This is a genomic window from Pseudomonas alcaligenes, from assembly GCF_014490745.1.
In the GTDB taxonomy this organism is placed as follows: domain Bacteria; phylum Pseudomonadota; class Gammaproteobacteria; order Pseudomonadales; family Pseudomonadaceae; genus Aquipseudomonas; species Aquipseudomonas alcaligenes_C.
Genome location: NZ_LZEU01000001.1, coordinates 2360090 through 2379910 on the forward strand (window position 1 = coordinate 2360090; position 19821 = coordinate 2379910).

Annotated in this window: 4 protein-coding genes; all 4 read right to left on the reverse strand. The window is 67.2% G+C overall.

What is annotated here, in order from left to right:
* Nucleotides 1–87 precede the first annotated feature (87 nt).
* Complete coding sequence (locus A9179_RS10800; protein WP_187805806.1) at nucleotides 88–1089, reverse strand: GNAT family N-acetyltransferase; 1002 nt, start codon at nucleotides 1087–1089, stop codon at nucleotides 88–90.
* A complete protein-coding gene (locus tag A9179_RS10805; protein ID WP_187805807.1) occupies nucleotides 1079–3310 on the reverse strand; it encodes a TonB-dependent siderophore receptor in 2232 nt (743 codons plus the stop codon). Before A9179_RS10805 ends, A9179_RS10800 begins: the two co-directional genes overlap by 11 nt.
* Before the next feature lie 100 nt (nucleotides 3311–3410).
* Entirely contained in the window at nucleotides 3411–8873 is a 5463-nt protein-coding gene (locus tag A9179_RS10810) for a non-ribosomal peptide synthetase (protein ID WP_223123194.1), read from the reverse strand.
* Nucleotides 8870–19816: a non-ribosomal peptide synthetase gene (locus tag A9179_RS10815; RefSeq protein WP_187805808.1), complete on the reverse strand. Its 10947-nt coding sequence runs from the start codon at nucleotides 19814–19816 to the stop codon at nucleotides 8870–8872. Before A9179_RS10815 ends, A9179_RS10810 begins: the two co-directional genes overlap by 4 nt.
* Between the last annotated feature and the right edge of the window lie 5 nt (nucleotides 19817–19821).

Below are 19821 nucleotides of genomic sequence, written 5' to 3' on the forward strand. Positions count from 1 at the left end.
GCCATACGGACGGCTCCCGACCTGCCCAACCTCATCAGTTATCAGCGGCCGCGTTCGAGCGCGGCTCATCTTGTAGGCGAGCCTGGCTCACGCCAGGCTGCAGCGTTCGAAGAACACTTCGCGGGACTGGATCATCAGTGCCGCGCGCTTGTGGGGAAAATGGAACTCCTTGTCCTTGTGGTAACCCTGGGCCTGCATGTGGCCGATCATTCGTGCGTTGTCGGCACGCGGCTCGGCGACCACCCGCTGGGTGCGCGGCTCATCGAGGAACAGGTAGTGGGTCAGCGCGCTCAGCCAGCTGGCTACCTTGTGTGGGCCGCGATGGCTCTCCTCGCCCACCAGCATGTGGATGCCGCGGTCGTAGTCGTCCACGCCATAGAACGGCGCGATGCGATCTTCCTTGGCCCAGTAGGCCTCGTAGTAGGCGAACGGCTCGTCGTCGAAGCAGCCGATCAGGGTCAGCACGCGCGGGTCGGCGGCCAGCTCTTCCAGGTAGCGGCGATGCTTGTCCAGGTCGCCCTCCTCCTGCCAGAACGCCGCCACCCGGGCACTGTTCTGCCAGCGGTTGAAGCGTTCCAGATCGCTGTCGATGTCCAGAGTGCGCAGGGAAATCCAGGCGCCCAGCTTGGCGTCGAAGCGGCGATAGACCTCGCCCACCGGTTTGGGCGCGCGCCGCGGATGGCGGCGGCCGCTGGCATGCATGACCATCTGCTGCGGGTAGCCGGCACTGGCGCTGCCGCGCAGGAACGGCCCGGGCCGTTGCCAGAACAGCGTGCGCTCGATGCGCAGGTCGCTGCCTTCGGCCAGCAGCAGGCCGCTGGCCAGCAGGGCCGGATCGACTTGATCGAGGCTCAGCGTCAGGCACTGGCGCAGCGGCTCGCAGGCGAAGCACCAGTAGGCCAGCAGCCAGAGCGCTTCGGCTTGATCGGCAGGCGCCAGCTCCAGCGGTTGCAGACGATCCTGCCAGAGACGACGGACGCGCAATACCGCGCGGTCGTCCAGGTGCAGGGCCAGGTGCTCGCCATCGTCGCGAGCCACCAACCGCCGCCCATCGGGCAGCGGCAGCGCGTTCAGGGCATCAGAACTCATAGGTGGCACTAGCGATGACATTGCGGCGGTTACCGTACCAGCAGTAGTAATCACAGGCGGTGATGTACTCCTTGTCGGTCAGGTTGTTGGCGTTGAGCTGCAGGTGCACGTTCTGGATGCGGTAGCTGAGCATGGCGTCCAGCAGGGTGTAGGACGGCACTTCCAGGGTCTCGGTGTTGTCGCCGTAGCTGGAGCTGGTGTGGCGTACGCCGGCACCGAAGCCCAGACCGTCGAGCAGGCCGCCGCGGAACTGGTAGTTGGCCCAGACCGAAGCCATTTCGTCGGCGACATTGGCCGGGATCTTGCCCTCTTCTTCCTTGCGCCCGCTCTTGGTGGTTTCCGGATCGAGCTTGGTGTAGCTAGCCACCAGGCTGACGTTCTCGGTCAGGTTGGCCTGGGCCTCCAGTTCGAGGCCGCGGCTGCGCACTTCGCCGATCTGCACGGCCTTGCCGTTGACGGTCTTGCGCACGTTTTCCTGGGTCAGTTCGAACAACGCGGCGTTGAAGGTGGCGTCGAGGCCGAGCGGCTGGAATTTCAGGCCGATTTCCTTCTGGTCGCCAGTCTGCGGCTCGAATGGCTCGTTCGGGCTTACCGTGGTGTTCAGCTCGGTAACCGGCAGGAAGAATTCCGAGTAGCTGATGTAGGGCGTCAGGCCATTGTCGGCGACATAGGCCAGGCCGCTGCTCCAGGTGAACTCCTGGTCGGTAACGCTGTAGCTCTTGCCGGTGGTGCGGTTGTCGAAATCGGTGCGTGCTTGGTCATAGCGGCCGCCAAGCAGGAACACCCAGTGGTCGTCCAGCTTGAGCTGGTTCTGCGCGTAGTAGCCGAACTGATCGGCGCGGGTGTCTTTTTCCTGCAGGGCGAAGCTGCCCATCTGCGTGCCATAGGTGGTGCCCTTGCCGAGGAAGGTCAGGCTGGAGCTGTGCGGGTTGTAGATGTCCAGCACCGGCACGGTACCGAAGCCCGGGTCGGACGCCGGGCTCTTCGCATCGATCTTCAGCAGCTGGTAGTCGAAGCCCAGCAGCAGGGTGTTCTCCCAGGTGTCGCCGCCCCAGTTGCCGAGCAGGCGGTTGTCGGTGGACAGGCTCTTGGCCTGGCCGTCGTCATAGGTCAGGCCGCGTACCAGCAGGCGCTGATCCGGGTCGAGGGCCGGAATGTAGTCATGCACGTAGCCCAGGCTGTAGAGCTGGCGCACTTTCAGATCCATGTGGCCGTAGCGCAGGTTCTGCTGGAAGTCCCAGTTGTCGTTGAGGCGCTGGTTCAGCTCGTAGCCCAGGGTCATCTGGGTGCGCTGGAAGGTCTCGTAGCTGGGGTCACCAACGGCGGTGTCGGTGTCGATCTTGCCATTCGGATTGCTGGCGATGGTGCCGCTGGACGGCAGGAACTGCAGTTGCGGATCCGAGTTGTCCTTCTGGTAGCTGGCGAGCAGGGTCAGCGAGGTGTCGTCGGTGAAGTTGATGGTCATCGACGGGGCCAGCAGGATGCGCGCGGCGTCCACGTCATCGACCTGGGTGCCGGTGTCGCGGCTCAGGGCCACCACGCGGTACAGCAGGTTGCCCTCTTCATCCAGCTTGCCGCCGACATCGGCATTGATCTGCTTGCGATCGAAGCTGCCGTACTGGATGCCGACTTCGTTCTTGCCATCGGCGGTCGGGCGCTTGCTCTGCAGGTTGATCAGGCCGCCCGGCGGGGTCTGGCCGTAGAGCACGGACGCGGCGCCCTTGAGCACCTCGATGCGCTCGAGCATGTAGGGGTCGATCTGCCAGCTGTAGAAGGCGCTGGAGTAGATGCGCGAACCGTCCATGAACAGGCCGTTGTTAGCCTGCTTGAAGCCGCGGATGATGAACCAGTCCTGCTTGTTGTCTTCGCCGTAGAAACCGGCCTGCACGCCGCCGGAATAGCGCAGCGCCTCGCTGATGGTCTGGACGTTGCGATCCTCCATCTGCTTCTCGGTGACCACCGAGACCGAGCGCGGGGTTTCGCTCAGCGGGGTGTTGATCTTGGTGGCGCTGCGGCTGTTCTTGGCCACGTAGCCCTGGTCTTCGCCGACCGGGCTGTCCAGCTCGCCGCTGATGTTCAGCACGTCCATTTCCAGTGGCTGCTGAGCCTGCTCTTCGGCCTGCACGGCCAGGCTCAAGGCACCCAGCGCACACGCCATGGCCAGCGGCAGACGCGCCCTGGCGAACGGCACTCTGGCCTGGTTTTTCGACTGCTGTTCCATCAACCACTCTCCAAAAATCAAATCAGAAGGATTCGCATTTGAGATGCATGCCACTAGTAGACGAGCCAGTTGCGGCGAAATTTAGGCATTTACGATTTTTTCAGCTGCACTGCAGCTGCTCTGTCAGTTCCTGCAGCACCTGCGGGTGACGCACGATGCCCTGGTGATCGGTATCCACCAGGCGGTGTGCCGCCGCCCTGCCCTGCACCTGTTCCAGGCCGGACTCCAGCAAGGCCGCACGACCGTCCGGCTGCGCTGCCCACCAGCAATGCGGGCGCACCTTGACCCTGGGCAATGCGTAGTCGGCACAGAGACGGCGCATGTGCTGCTCCACCGCCCAGGCGAACAGCAGTTCCTCCAGGCTCTGCCGGGTCATGCTGTCCAGGCCCTGGCCGGCGAACCAGGCGCTGGCGGCCTGCGGCCAGTCCAGTGGTTCCAGTTGCAGCAGGCGCTCGAACAGGCCGTCCCAGGCCGTGGCCGACAGCTCAGGTGCCAGCAGCTGTAGGTGCTCGACCAGCTTGGCGCGGGCCTGCGGGTGACGGGCGTCGTCGCCGGCAATCTCGGTACCCGGCACATAGCAGTCGAGCAGGCCGAGGAAGGCCACCTCGTGGCCACGCGCCTCCAGACGCGCCGCCAGTTCCAGGGCCAGGCTACCGCCCAGCGACCAACCGACCAGCCGATAGGGCCCCTGCGGCTGTTGCTTGAGCAATGCATCCAGATAGGCATCGGCCATCTCGCCCTGCGAGGCATCGCGCCAGCTCGGGTCGAGGAAGCTGCGGCACTGCAGGCCGAAGACTTCGCGCACGCCATCCAGGCGCGCCGCAAGCGGCTGGTAGCCGGTGACCCGGCCGGTCACCGGGTGCGGACAGAACACAGGCGCTGCCGGCGCTTCCTGGCGAGTCAGGCGCAGCAGCGGCGACGGCCCCTGCACGGCCTGGCCGCGGGCCAGCTCCAGCAGGCCTAGGAGCTCCCGACGATAGTCCGCAGCCAGGGCCTCGATGGTCTCGGGGCGATACTGGTTGGCCGCGTACTCCCAGGACAGCTGCAGCTGGCCCTCGAACACCTGGCCGTTGACCGCCAGGCGCGCGGCCAGCGGATTGCTCGCCGCTACCGCCGCGCCACCGCCGGCGGCCGGGCGGAACCAGTCCACCGCGGCGCCGGTCTGGTACTGGCCGAGGTAGTTGAAGATCACTTCGGCGTCTGGCACGGCGCGCAGCGCCGCCTGCGCCGCGGCCGAGCCCAGCCAGCGCAGCACGCCGTAGCCCTGGCCGCCATGTTCGACCTGCTGCAGGCGTTGCTGAACCTGTTGCAGCTGCTCGGCTGCCGCGTCGAGCTGCGGCAGCTGCAACGGATACAGGCTGGTGAACCAGCCAACCGTACGCGACAGATCCAATTCGCCGGCTAGCGCCTCGCGGCCATGGCCTTCGAGGTTGACACGCAGGCCCGGCTGGCCGCTCCAGCGGCACAGGGCGCGGGTCAGCGCGGTAAGCAGCAAGGCGTCGATGCGCACGCCCAGCTGCGCCGGTGCCTGTAGCAGGCGTCTGGTCTCGTGGGCATCCAGGGCCAGGCGCACTTCGCGCTTGTCGCCGTGAGTAGCGGTGGCGCCATCCAGTTCACGTGGCAAGGCCAGCGCCGGGCCGCTCAGGCGGCTGCACCAGGCGTCCAGCTCGGTCTGCGCCGCTTCGCTGCTCGCCCAGCTGTGCAGGGCCTCGCTCCAGCCTTTGTAAGGCTGGCTCTTGCCCGGCAGGCGCACGGCATGGCCGGCTTCCAGCTGGCGATAGGCGGCGAGGATGTCTTCCAGCAGGATGCGCCAGGACACACCGTCCACCACCAGGTGATGCACGGCCAGCAGCAGACGATCGGTCTGGCCGGCCTGCTTCAGGTAAAGCGCGCGCAGCACAGGGCCGGCGGCCAGGTCGAGGTTTTGCTGGGCCTGCTGGCAAAACGCTTCGGCCTCTGCAGCACTGTCGGCTTCGCGCAGCCATAGCAGCGGCTGCCCGGCATCCACTTCGGCGTAGCGCTGGCGCCATGCGCCCTGCTCCTGGCTGAAGCGCAGGCGCAGACCGTCGTGATGGGCCACCAGCGCCTGCAGCGCCTGCTCCAGCAGTTGCGGGTCGAGTGGGCGCAGCAGCTCCAGGTTCAGCGCCTGGTTCCAGTGCGCCGGGTTGGCCTGATCCATGGCGAAAAAATGCGCCTGGATTGGCGCCAGCGGAAGTTCACCGGTTACCGGCCCCTGCACTTCTTCCGCGCCGGCCAGGCGCGCTATCTTGGCCAGCTCGGCCAAACGCGGGAACTGGAACAGCTCGCGCGGCGCCAGTTGCAGGCCTTGCTGGCGTACACGGCTGACCACCTGCAGGGCGACAATGGAGTCGCCGCCCAGCTCGAAGAAATGATCCTGGCGCCCTACCCGCTCCACGCCCAGCACTTCGGCCCAGATGGCGGCGAGGATGCGTTCGTTGTCAGTTTGCGGCGCCTCGTAGCTCTGGCTCTGCCAGATCGGCTCCGGCAGCGCGATGCGATCCAGCTTGCCGGCTGGGGTCAGCGGCAGCTTGGCCAGGGCGATGATCTGCGCGGGAACCATATAGTCCGGTAGCACCTTGGCCAGATCGGCTCTCAGCTCCCTCTCCCTCTGGGAGAGGGCCGGGGTGAGGGATGCATCGTGCAACTCGGGAGCCCCCTCACCCCCGCCCCCTCTCCCAGAGGGAGAGGGGTGTTTAGCCACCACATAGCCCACCAGCTGCTTGCCGCTCGGCGTCTCACGGGCGATTACCGCCGTTTCCTGCACACCGTCGAGTGCCAGCAACTGGCTCTCGATCTCGCCCAGCTCGATACGGAAACCGCGAATCTTCACCTGATGATCGACGCGACCCAGGTAATCCAGGGTGCCGTCTTCGCGCCAGCGCACCAGGTCGCCGGTGCGGTACATACGCTCGCCGGCGGCGCCGAACGGATCGGGCAGGAAGCATTCGGCGGTCAGTTCCGGGCGCTGGAAATAGCCACGGGCCAGGCCCACTTCGCCGCCGATATACAGCTCACCGGCGACGCCGATGGGCAGCAGGTTCAGTTCGGCATCCAGCACGTACAGGCTGCGCGGACCGACCGGATTGCCGATGGGGGCGTAGGCCGCTTCGAAGGAGTCGCCCGGGTAGGCTTCCCAGATCAGCGGGGTCACCACCGTCTCGGTCGGGCCATAGCCGTTGATAATGCGCTTGGGCTCGAGCACGCGTTGCAGGCGCTCGTAGGTCTCGCGGGTAAAGGCTTCACCACCCAGCGTCCACGAGCGTACCGGCAGTTTCAGACCTTGCGACTCCACCCAGTCCAGCAACTGCTGGGCATAGCTGGGCGGCAGGCAGGAGATGGTTACGCCTTCGGCGGCGATCACCTGGCAGGTCTTCTCGGCGCTCCACAGCTCCTGGTCGCGAATCACCAGGCGGCTGCCGAAGGCCAGCGGTACTGTCCAGCGTTCCAGGGCACCGTCGAAGCTGATGGAAGCGAAATGCAGCTCCACATCGTCCGGAGTCATGCCGTAGCGCTGGCCGATGGTCTGCACATGCATGCTCAGGCCGAGATGGTTCACCGCCACGCCCTTGGGCTGGCCGGTAGAGCCGGAGGTGTAGATCAGATAGGCCAGATTCAGCGGATGCAGCTGCACCGCAGGAGCCGAAGCCTCGACAGCGGACAGATCCAGCTGATCCAGATACAGCGGCTCGACGCCCTCGCCCAGCGGCAGACGTTCGGCCAGGTCGGACGAAGTGATCAGCCATTTAAGCCCCGAGTCCTCGGCCATGTAGGCCAGGCGCTCGCGCGGGTAATCCGGATCCAGCGGCACAAAGGCACCGCCTGATTTCAGCACCGCCAGCATGGCGATAATCATCGCGTTGCCGCGCTCTAGCGACACACCGACACGGGCTTCCGGACGCACGCCCTGGGCGACCAATAGCTGGGCCAGGCGATTGGCGCGAGCCTCCAGTTCGGAGAACGAAATACGCTCTCCGCCATGCACCAGGGCAATGGCCTCGGGGCGCAGACGCGCCTGCTCGGCGATCAGCTCGGGCAGCAGGCGCGCCGCATCGAAGCCCTGTCGTGGCGTATTCCACTCGGCCAGGCGCGCCTGGTCGACGGCATCCAGCAGTTGCAGACGCACCAGGGGCTGATCCGGCATGGCGCTGACCTGCTCCAGCAGGCCCAGCAGATGGGCAGTCATCTGCTGCATCTGCGCATTGTCGAGGCGCTCGCGGGCCCAGGTCAGGGTTAGGCGCAGGCGACCGGCGCTGTCTTCCAGACTGTCCAGAGCCAGGTCGAACAGTGCGTGCGGCACGCCCTGGGCCAGCGGCTGCAGGCGCAGGCCGGGCAGCTGCAGGGCGCCGAGGTCGCGCTTCTGGTGGTTGAACAGCACCTGGAACAGCGGCGTCTGGCCCAGGCTGCGCTCCGGGGCCAGTGCTTCAACCAGCTGATCGAACGGCAGATCCTGCTGATCCTGGGCATCCAGGGCATGGCGGCGCACCTCGGCGAGCAGCTGGCGGAAGCTCATACCGGCGTCGAACTCGGCGCGCAGCACCTGGGTGTTAACGAAGAAGCCCACCAGCGGCGCCGTCTCGGCGCGCTGACGGTTGGCCACCGGCACGCCGACGCGAATGTCGCGCTGGTTGCTGTAACGCGCCAGCAGCAGCTGAAAGGCGGCCAGCAAGAGCATGAACAGGGTCGCACCCTCGCCCTGGGCCAGTTGGCGCAGGCACTCGGCCAGGGCCGGCGACACTTCGATGGCCTGGCGCTCGGCATGCCGCTGGCCGGAGGCATCCAGCTTGTAGGGCAAGGCCAGCACCGGCTGCTCGCTGCCCAGGCGCTCGCGCCAGTAGCCGAGCTGGCGCTCGCGCTCGCCGGCCTCCAGCCAGGCGCGCTGCCATTGGGCATAGTCGGCGTACTGGATCGGCAGCTCGGCCAGCTGCGGTGCCTGGCCCAGGCGCAGGGCGGCATAGGCGCGGCCCAGTTCCTCGGCAAACACACCAATCGACCAGCCATCGGAGACGATATGGTGGCAGACGATCTGCAGGCGCCAGCGCTGCTCGTCCAGGCGCAACAGCTGCACGCGCAGCAGCGGCCCCAGGCCAAGATCGAAGGCGCGCGCCGCATGGGTGTCGGCCAGAACCTGCACCTGCTCCGGCTCGCCGCGCAGATCGCGCTCCTCCAGGGCCAGCGGGCCCGGCGGATCGATGCACTGGCATAGCTGGCCGGCGTGCTCGTAGAAGCGCGTGCGCAGCGCTTCATGGCGCTCGACTATCAGCTCCAGGGCGGCCAGCAGCGCGGTGCGATCCAGTTCGCCCTCCAGGGCAAAGGCGCCGACCATATGGTAGGCGCTGCTGTCCGGCTCCATCTGCGCCACCAGCCACAGGCGCTGCTGGGCATGCGAGGCGCTCAGGTGCTCGCCGCGTGGTGCCGGCACCAGGGGCAGGCGGTCGAAGCGGATGCCCTTGGTCGCCAGCAGTTCGAGAAAACGCTTCTGCTCGGGGGCGCCGAGGGCGAGGAAACGGCGCGCCAGGGCGGCCTTGTCGATGGGCGCGGTCACAGGGCCTCCAGTTCGTCGAGCAGCGCGGCCATGTCGCGCAGGTCTTGGTCTTCTTCCTCGGCGGCGGCCGGGGCCTGGCCGTCGAGGGTGGCGGCCAGAGCCGCCAGGTTTTCCGCTTCGAAGAAGGCACGCAGCGGCAGCTCCAGGCCCAGGCGCTGGCGAAGCAGGGCCACGGCCTGGGTGGCCAGCAGCGAGTGGCCGCCGAGCTCGAAGAAGTTGTCGTCGAGGCCGACCTGCTGCACTTCCAGCACTTCCTGCCAGATGCTCGCCAGGGCGATCTCCCGCTCGCCTTGCGGCGCCCGGTAGCTGCGCGCCTGCCACATCGGCTCGGGCAACGCGCGGCGCTCCAGCTTGCCGTTGGGCGACAGCGGCATGCGCTCGAGGCGCATCAGGATCGACGGCACCATATGCTCGGGCAGCTCGACCTTCAGCGCGGCCTTGATCCCGGCTAGCCAGGCGGATTCATCCGCCGGTAGCGGCTCGGCCACCACATAGCCGACCAGCTGTTTGCCGATCTGGCTGTCGCGGGCCACCACCACGGCCTCGGCGACGCCCGACTGGGCGCCGAGCTGGGCTTCGATCTCACCCAGTTCGACGCGGAAGCCGCGGATCTTCACCTGATGGTCGATACGTCCCAGATAGTCGATGGCACCGTCGGCGCGCCAGCGCACCAGGTCGCCGGTGCGGTACATGCGCGAGCCGGCTGGGCCATGCGGATCGGGCAGGAAGCGCTCGGCGGTCAGTTCCGGACGGCGGTGGTAGCCGCGCGCCAGGCCGATGCCGGCGATATACAGCTCGCCGGGCACACCCTGCGGCACCGGGTTGAGCTGGGCATCGAGGATATGCAGGCGCAGGTTGGCGATCGGCCGGCCGATTGGCACGGCGTGGCGCCCCTCCTCCACGCACGTCCAGTGGCTGACGTCGATGGCCGCTTCGGTCGGGCCGTACAGGTTGTACAGGCCAGCCTGCGGCAGACGCTGGAAGGTACGCACCTGCAGCTCCGCCGGCAGCGCTTCGCCACTGCAGATAACACGGGTCAGGCTCTGGCACTGCTCCACATCCGGGTGCAGCAGGAAGGCCTGCAGCATGGACGGCACGAAGTGCAGCGTGCTGACCTTGTGGCGCTGGATCAGCTCCACCAGTTTCTGCGGGTCACGGTGATCGCCTGGCGCAGCCACGGCCAGGCAGGCGCCAGTAATCAGCGGCCAGAAGAACTCCCATACCGAGACGTCGAAGCTGAATGGGGTCTTCTGCAGCACCACGTCGCCGGCACCGAGCTGGTAGGCCTCCTGCATCCACAGGATGCGATTGGCCAGGGCCTCGTGGCTGTTGCCGGCGCCCTTGGGTTTGCCGGTGGAGCCGGAGGTGTAGATCAGGTAGGCCAGGTCGTTGCCCTGCAGGGTAACGGCTGGCGGCGTGGCGCTCTCGGTGGAACAGTCCTCGCGATCCAGGCTCAGCGCCTGCAGCCCGGCTGGCAACGGCAGGCGCTCCAGCAGCGCGCTGTGCGACAGCAGCAGGTCGACGCCGGAATCCTCCAGCAGGTAGGCCAGGCGCTCCAGCGGGTATTCCGGATCTAGCGGCACATAGGCACCACCGGCGCGGACGATGGCGTGCAGGCCGATCACCAGTTCCAGCGAGCGCTCCAGGCTGATGCCGACCAGGCTGCCACGGTTCACCCCGAGGCCGCGCAGGCGGTTGGCCAGGCGGTTGATGCGCTGCTCCAGTTCGGCGTAGTTCAGCGTCTGCTCGCCGAATACCAGAGCCGGCGCCTGCGGCGTGCGCGCCGCCTGCTGGCTGATGCGCTGGCTCAGGTTGACCAGCGGGCCGTAGTCCTTGGCGGTGGCGTTCCAGCCGGCGAGCTGGGCCTGCTCGTCTTCTTCCAGCAATGGCAGCAGGCCGATGGGCTGGCTCGGGTCGGCGCAGATGCCATCCAGCAGACGCACGAAGTGCCGCGCCAGGCGGGCGATGGTGCGTGCCTCGAACAGCTCGGCGGCGTAGCTGACGAAACCGCTGAGGCTGCCGTCGGCGGCCTCCTCGGTATCCAGCGCCAGGTCGAACTGGGCACCGGCGGCGCCCGGGTCGTGGGGCTGCACGCGCAGGCCCGGCAGGCTGCCGAGGGCGCTGAAGTCCACCTGCTGGTGGTTGAACGCCACCTGGAACAGCGGGTGATGGCTCAAACTGCGGCTCGGCTGCAGCGCTTCCACCAACTGGTCGAACGGCAGCTCTTGATTAGCCAGAGCATCGCGGCTGGCCTGGGCCAGTTCGCCGAGCAGGCTGCGGAACGGTTTGAGCCCACTGGGCTCGCCGCGCAATACCAGGGTGTTAATGAAACAGCCGAGTACGCCGTCCATCTCGGCCAGGCTGCGGCCGGCTACCGGCACGCCGACACGGATATCTTCCTGGCCGCTGTAGCGATGCAGCAGGGTCTGCCAGGCCGCCAGCAGCAGGCTGAACAGGGTGCTGCCCTCGCGCTGGGCCAGGGCACGCAGCTGCGCGGTGAGCTGCGGCGACAGCTCGAATCTCCAACGCAGACCCTGACGGCTGCCATGGGCCGGGCGCGGATGGTCGGTTGGCAGTTCCAGCAGCGGTTGATGCTCACCCAGGCGCGCCTTCCAGTAATCCAGCTGGCGTGTGGCCTCGCTGGATTTCAGCCAGTCGCGTTGCCACTGGGCATAGTCGGCGTACTGCAGCGGCAGCGGCGCGAGCTGCGCGGTGCGGCCCTCGGCGACTGCCGCATAGGCGGCGGAGAACTCGCCGATAAAGCGCTGCATCGACCAGCCATCGGAGACGATGTGGTGCTGGATCAACAGCAGGCGGTACTCCTGATCACCCAGGCGCAGCACGGCGACCCGCAGCAACGCTTCGCTGGCCAGGTTGAACGGACGCTTGAGCAGCTTCTGCGCGTAGTCGCGGGCTTTGGCCTCGCGTTCGTTGGCGGCTAGCTCGCGCAGGTCGAGCCAGTCGATGCGCTGGCCCTGGGCCGGCAGGATGCGCTGACGCGCCTCGCCATTCACTTCGACGAAACGGGTACGCAGCGCCTCGTGGCGTGCCTCCAGTTGATCGAAGGCGGCCTGCAGCGCCTGACGATCCAGGCGGCCCTGCAGATCGAGGCCGGCCGGCATATGGTAGGCGCCGTTGCTCGGATCCAGACGATTGAGGAACCACAGGCGCTGCTGGGCATGCGACAGAGGCAGGTCGCCACCACGCGGCAAGGCACGCAGCACCGGCGCATCGGTGGCTTCGCGCTGCAGGGCGACGGCGCAATCGGCCAGGCGGCTCTGCTCGAACAACGCCTTGAGCGGCAGCTGCAGACCCTGCTGGCGGATACGACTGACCACCTTGAGCGCGACGATGGAGTCGCCACCCAGCTCGAAGAAGTGATCCTGGCGCCCTACCCGCTCGACACCCAGCACCTCGGCCCAGATCGCGGCGAGGATGCGTTCGTTATTGCTCTGTGGCGCTTCGTAGCTCTGGCTCTGCCAGCTCGGTTCCGGCAGCGCGGCGCGATCCAGCTTGCCCGCTGGCGTCAGCGGCAGTTTGGCCAGAACGATGATCTGCGCCGGCACCATATAGTCCGGCAGCACCTTGGCCAGCGCCGCTCTTAACTCCCTCTCCCCTTGGGAGAGGGTCGGGGTGAGGGAAGCATCGTGCAACTCGGGAGCACCCTCACCCCCGTCCCCTCTCCCATTGGGAGAGGGGTGTGAGTCAGGCTTGGCCACGATGTAGCCCACCAGCTGCTTGCCGCTCGGCGTCTCGCGGGCAATCACCGCCGCTTCCTGCACGCCATCGAGTGCCAGCAACTGGCTCTCGATTTCGCCCAGCTCGATGCGGAAACCGCGGATCTTCACCTGATGGTCGACGCGACCCAGGTAATCCAGGGTGCCGTCTTCGCGCCAGCGCACCAGGTCGCCGGTACGGTACATGCGCTCGCCGGCGGCACCGAAGGGATCCGGCAGGAAGCGTTCGGCCGTCAGTTCCGGACGCTGGAAGTAGCCACGGGCCAGGCCCACTTCGCCGCCGATATACAGTTCACCGGCCACGCCGATGGGCAGCAGGTTCAGCTCGGCATCCAGCACATACAGGCTACGCGGGCCCACCGGATTGCCGATCGGGGCATAGGCCGCCTCAAAGGAATCACCCGGATAGGCTTCCCAGATCAGTGGGGTCACCACCGTCTCGGTCGGGCCGTAACCGTTGATGATGCGTTTGGGCTCGAGCACGCGCTGCAGGCGCTCATAGGTCTCGCGGGTAAAGGCTTCGCCGCCCAGCGTCCAGGAACGTACTGGCAGTTTCAGACCCTGCGACTCCACCCAGTCCAGCAGCTGCTGGGCATAGCTCGGCGGCAGGCAGGAGATAGTCACGCCTTCGGCGGCGATCACCTGGCAGGTCTTCTCCGCGCTCCACAGCTCCTGATCACGAATCACCAGGCGGCTGCCGAAGGCCAATGGCACCGTCCAGCGCTCCAGGGCGCCGTCGAAGCTGATCGAGGCAAAGTGCAGTTCCACATCGGCCGCGGTCATGCCATAGCGCTGGCCAATGGTCTGCACATGCATGCTCAGGCCGAGATGGTTCACCGCCACGCCCTTGGGCTGGCCGGTGGAGCCGGAGGTGTAGATCAGATAGGCCAGATTGAGCGGATGCAGCTGCACCGCCGGAGCCGAAGCTTCGAAGGCGCACAGATCCAGCTGATCCAGATACAGCGGCTCGACGCCCTCACCCAACGGCAGGCGTTCGGCCAGGTCGGACGAAGCGATCAGCCACTTTAGCCCCGAGTCCTCGACCATGTAGGACAGGCGCTCGCGCGGGTAATCCGGATCCAGCGGCACAAAGGCACCGCCGGATTTGAGCACCGCCAGCATTGCGATGATCATGGCGTTGCCACGCTCCAGCGACACGCCGACACAGGCTTCCGCACGCACACCCTGGGCGACCAATAGCTGGGCCAGGCGATTGGCGCGGGCCTCCAGTTCGGAGAACGAAATACGCTCTCCGCCATGCACCAGGGCGATAGCCTCGGGGCGCTGACGTGCCTGCTCGGCGATCAGCTCGGGCAGCAGGCGCGCCGCATCGAAAGCCTGGCGCGGCTTGTTCCATTCGCTCAGCAGGAACTGCTCTGTCTTGCTGACCAGCTCCAGGCTGCCCAGCGGCTGGGCCGGATCGCTGCATACCAGCTGCAGGGCCTGGCGCAGCAGTGCCTCGACCTGGGCGATGCCATCGGCGTCGAAGTGCGCGCGGTCGTAGGCCAGCAGCAGCTCGAGGCGGCTGCCCGGCAGCACGGCCAGGGTCATCGGGTAGTGAGTAAACTCGTGGCTCTGCGGCAGGCCCAGGCGCAGCTCGCCGCGCTCGGCCTGTTTGAGGGCGTCGCCTAGGGGGTAGTTCTCGAATACCAGCAGGCTGTCGAACAGCGCCTCGCCGGCACTGCCGACCCAGCGCTGGATATCGTGCAACGGGCTGTGTTCATGCTCGCGCAGCTGCAGGTTCTGCACTTGCAGCGCAGCCAGCCAGTCGCCCAGTTTCTGTTCGGCCGGCAGTTGCACGGCGACGGGAAGACTGTTGATAAACAGGCCAAGCATCTGCTCGCTGCCGGTCAGCTCGGTCGGACGACCGGCCACGGTGGCGCCGAAACACAGGCTGCGCTTGCCGGTCAGGCGCGCCAGCAGCAAGGCCCAGGCGGCCTGCACCAGGGTGTTGAGGGTCAAGCCGTGGCGCTGGGCGAAGCCGCGAATCTGTTGTTCACTGGCGGCGTCCAGTAGCAACGGGTGGCGGGTATGGCCCTGCTCCGGTGCGCGGCATGGCAGGCAACCAGCGATGCGGGTGGCGCCATCCAGCAGGGCCAGTTGCTCGCGCCAGAAGGCCTGTTCGGCAACGGCATCCTGGCCGTCCAGCCAGCTGATGTAGTCGCGGAACTGGGTGCTCGGCGCCGACAGGCGATCGCCGTGGTAGAGGGCGAGCACTTCGGCGAACAGCAGACCGTTACTCCAGCCGTCCAGCAGCAGGTGGTGCAGCGTCCAGACCAGCACGAAGTCGCCAGCACCGCGCTGAACCAGTGCCAGGCGCAGCAGCGGCGCCTGGTCGAGGGCGAAGCCGCGCTCGCGCTCGGCGCTGCAGAAGGTCTGTAGCTGCGCATCAAAATCAGCGACGCCGCGCCAGTCGAGATCCTGCCAATCCAGTTCGACTTCGGCCTGCACCAGTTGCAGTGGGCGCTCGCCCAGCAGGAAACGGCTGCGCAGCACGCCATGACGCGCCAGCACCTGACGCCAGGCGCTCTGCAGACGAGCTGGATCGAGACCGGTGAACGGCAGCAGCAGCTGGCTGACATAGCTGCCGGCGCCTTCCAGCTGGCTGTGGAACAGCAGGCCCTGCTGCAGCGGCGAAAGCGGATGGATATCTTCCACGCCGGGCAGCGCATCCAGCTCGGGCTGGCTCAGGTCGGCCAGCGGTACGTCGCTGGGAGTCAGGCTGGCCGGGGTTTTCTGGCAGTGCTGGGCGATGGCGCGCAGCTCGTCCTGCAGGCGGGTGAGCAGGCCTTCCAGGGTCGGCCGCGCCAGTTGCTGCGGGTTGAAGTCCAGGTGCAGATGCAGGGCACCGCCACGCTGCTCGGCGTTGATCACCAGCGGTGCGTCCAGCGGCGCATCGGCTTCGCGCCACAGGCCGCCTTCGCGCAGACGCAGGCCATTGCCGCCCTCGTCGAACTGGCCGAGGTAGTTGAACAGCAGCTGCGGGGCGCGTTCGTTCAGTTGCGCGCGCTGGCGCAGCAGGCCGTAGCCGAGGCCCAGGTCGGGCACGGCGCGCAGTTGCTCCTTGATCACCTTGAGGCTGGCGGCCAGCTCGGCTTCGGGTTGTAGGCGCACGGGGTAGAGGCTGGTGAACCAGCCGACGCTGCGCGACAGGTCGATATCGTCGAACAGCGGCGCGCGGCCGTGGCTCTCCAGGTGTACGCACAGCGTTGGTTGCTCGCTCCAGCTGCACAGCACACGACTTAGGGCAGTCAGCAGCAGCTCGTCAGCGCGCAGGCGATAGGCCTGCTGGCCGGCCTGCAGCAGCTCGCGGGTAAAGCCAGCATCCAGGCTCAGCTCCAGGCGCTGGCGAGTGCCTTCGCGACCGACCTCGCTGCTCAGCAGCGGCAGCTCGCCACCGGTGGCCTGCTGGGCCTGCCAGTACGGCAGCTGTGCGTCGACGTTCCAGCCGGCCAGGCGCTCGCCCCAGGTCTTGAAGGCGCTGGTCTTGCTCGGCAGCTGTACCGGCAGGCCACTGGCCAGTTGCAGGCAGGCGCGCTGCAGGTCTTCCAGCAGCACACGCCAGGACACCCCATCGACCACCAGGTGGTGGATCGACAGCAGCAAGTGATCGGCCTGGCCCGGCTGAGTCAGGTAGAGACCGCGCAGGTGCGCGCCGCTGGCCGGGTCGATGCTGCGCTGCACGGCGTCGTAGTGCAGCTGCGGGTTTTCGCCGGCGGCCAGTTCGACCTGTTGCAGCAAAGGGCTGCCTGCTTCGGCAGCATGCACTTGCTGCCACTGGCCATCGCGCTGCTCGAAGCGCAGGCGCAGGGCGTCGTGGTGTTGAACCAGCGCTTGCAGGGCCTGCTCCAGCTGGGTGGCCGGCAACGGCTCGGCCAGCTCCAGGAGGAGGAACTGATTGCACGGAGCCAGGCCCTCACGCTGCAGCAGGCGCGCCTGGATTGGCAGCAGCGGTGCTGCGCCAGTCACCGGGCCCTGTTCGGCCAGCGGTGCGGCGACACTGCGGGCAACGCCGGCCAGCTGGGTCAGGGTCTGCTGCTGGAACAGATCCTTGGGCGTCAGGCCCAAGCCTTGCTGGCGAGCACGGCTGACCACCTGCAGGGCGACAATGGAGTCGCCGCCCAGCTCGAAGAAATGATCCTGGCGCCCTACCCGCTCCACGCCCAGCACTTCGGCCCAGATGGCGGCGAGGATGCGTTCGTTGTCAGTTTGCGGCGCCTCGTAGCTCTGGCTCTGCCAGATCGGCTCCGGCAGCGCGATGCGATCCAGCTTGCCGGCTGGGGTCAGCGGCAGCTTGGCCAGGGCGATGATCTGCGCGGGAACCATATAGTCCGGTAGCACCTTGGCCAGATCGGCTCTCAGCTCCCTCTCCCTCTGGGAGAGGGCCGGGGTGAGGGATGCATCGTGCAACTCGGGAGCCCCCTCACCCCCGCCCCCTCTCCCAGAGGGAGAGGGGTGTTTAGCCACCACATAGCCCACCAGCTGCTTGCCGCTCGGCGTCTCACGGGCGATTACCGCCGTTTCCTGCACACCGTCGAGTGCCAGCAACTGGCTCTCGATCTCGCCCAGCTCGATACGGAAACCGCGAATCTTCACCTGATGATCGACGCGACCCAGGTAATCCAGGGTGCCGTCTTCGCGCCAGCGCACCAGGTCGCCGGTGCGGTACATACGCTCGCCGGCGGCGCCGAACGGATCGGGCAGGAAGCATTCGGCGGTCAGTTCCGGGCGCTGGAAATAGCCACGGGCCAGGCCCACTTCGCCGCCGATATACAGCTCACCGGCGACGCCGATGGGCAGCAGGTTCAGTTCGGCATCCAGCACGTACAGGCTGCGCGGACCGACCGGATTGCCGATGGGGGCGTAGGCCGCTTCGAAGGAGTCGCCCGGGTAGGCTTCCCAGATCAGCGGGGTCACCACCGTCTCGGTCGGGCCATAGCCGTTGATAATGCGCTTGGGCTCGAGCACGCGTTGCAGGCGCTCATAGGTCTCGCGGGTAAAGGCCTCGCCACCCAGCGTCCAGGAGCGCACCGGCAGCTTCAGGCCTTGCGACTCCACCCAGTCCAGCAACTGCTGGGCATAGCTCGGCGGTAAGCAGGAAATGGTCACACCTTCGGCGGCGATCACCTGGCAGGTTTTCTCGGCGCTCCACAGCTCCTGGTCGCGAATGACCAGGCGGCTGCCGAAGGCCAAAGGCACCGTCCAGCGCTCCAGGGCACCGTCGAAGCTGATCGAGGCAAAGTGCAGTTCCACATCGTCCGGGGTCATGCCGTAGCGCTGGCCGATGGTCTGCACATGCATGCTCAGCCCGAGATGGTTCACCGCTACGCCCTTGGGCTGGCCGGTGGAGCCGGAGGTGTAGATCAGATAGGCCAGATTGAGCGGATGCAGCTGCACCGCCGGCACGGATGCTTCGAAGGCGCTCAGCTCGAGCCGATCCAGATACAGAGGCTCGACGCCCTCACCCAACGGCAGGCGCTCGGCCAGGTCGGACGACGTGAGCAGCCACTGCAGCCCCGAGTCCTCAACCATGTAGGACAGGCGCTCGCGTGGGTAATCTGGATCCAGCGGCACAAAGGCACCGCCTGATTTCAGCACCGCCAGCATGGCGATGATCATCCCGTTGCCACGCTCCAGCGACACGCCGACACAGGCTTCCGGGCGCACACCCTGGGCGACCAGCAGCTGGGCCAGGCGATTGGCGCGGGCCTCCAGTTCGGAGAACGAAATACGCTCTCCGCCATGCACCAGGGCGATGGCCTCCGGACGCTGACGCGCCTGCTCGGCGATCAGCTCGGGCAGCAAGCGCGCCGCATCGAAAGCCTGGCGTGGCTTGTTCCATTCGGCGAGCAGACGCTCCTGGGCCTGGCCGACCAGCTTCAGCTCGCCGAGGGCGGCGCTGGGGCGCGCGGCGAAGCCTTCGAGCAGCTCGACGAAACCGCCGATCAGGCGCTCGATACTGCCTTCGGCGAACAGCTCGGCGGCGTAGGCGAAATTGATCGACAGCTCGTCGCCCTTGTCGCGCACGGCGTCCAGGGCCAGGTCGAAGGGAATCTGGCTGGACGGCACTTCGGCCAGGCTGGTTGCGATACCCGGCAGCCAGTTGGCCGCCAACGGGTGCTGGCGACGGTAGTTGAAGGCCACCTGGAACAACGGCTGCTGGCCCAGACTGCGGCTCGGCGCCAGCTCTTCGACCAGGCGCTCGAACGGCATTTCCTGGTGGGCCTGGGCCTGTTTCAGGCTGGTACGGGCCTGCCCCAGCCAGTCCGCCACCGACAGCTCGGGGCGCGGCTCGGCCTTGAGCACCAGGGTATTGACGAAGAAGCCGACCAGGCGCTCGAAGCCCTTGGCGCGGCCGGCCACCGGTACGCCGATGCGCACTTCGCGCTGGCCGGACAGACGCGCCAGCTGCAGCTGCAGAACCGCCAGCAGCACGGTGAACAGGGTGGCGCCATTGGCCTTGGCCAGGTCGCTGAGGCGCGCCACCAGGGCCGGCTCGACTTTCAGCATGCGGTAGGCGGCGCGGCGTGCGGCCTGGGCATTGTGCGGGAAGTCCGGAGCCAGGCTCAGCGGTGGCTGCTCGCCGCCCAGGCGCTCGCGCCAGAAGGCCATCTGCTGCAGGCCGGCCTCGCTGTCCAGCCACTGGCGCTGGCCGCTGGCGTACTCGCTGTACTGCAACGGCTGCGGGGTCATGAACGGTTGGCGATCCTGCTGGCGGGCGCGATAGAACTCGGCCATTTCCTCCACCAGCACGCGCACCGACCAGGCGTCGGAGATGATGTGGTGCATGCCCACGGCCAGGGCGTGACTGTTCTCGCCCAGGCGATACAGGGCGCAGCGCACCAGCGGGCCGTGGGTCAGGTCGTAGTCGGCCTCGATAAACTCGCGGGCCAGCGAATCGAGCTGCCCGGCGCGATCAGCGAGGTCGATCAGCTCGAACGGCATCGGCCCGACTGGCTGTACCGCCTGCTGGGCCAGGCCGTCATGCTCGCGGAACAGGGTGCGCAGGGCGGCATGGCGGGCATACACCTGATCCAGGCCGTGACGCAGGCAGGCCAAGTCCAACTCGCCGTCAAAGCGCAGCAGACCGCCGATGTTGTAGGCCGTGCTGCCACTCTCCAGGCGGCTGAAGAACCACAGGCGCTGCTGGGCAAAGGACAGCGGCCCCCACTGCAGGGCAACGTTCGACGGGACTTGCGCGTTCATCACAA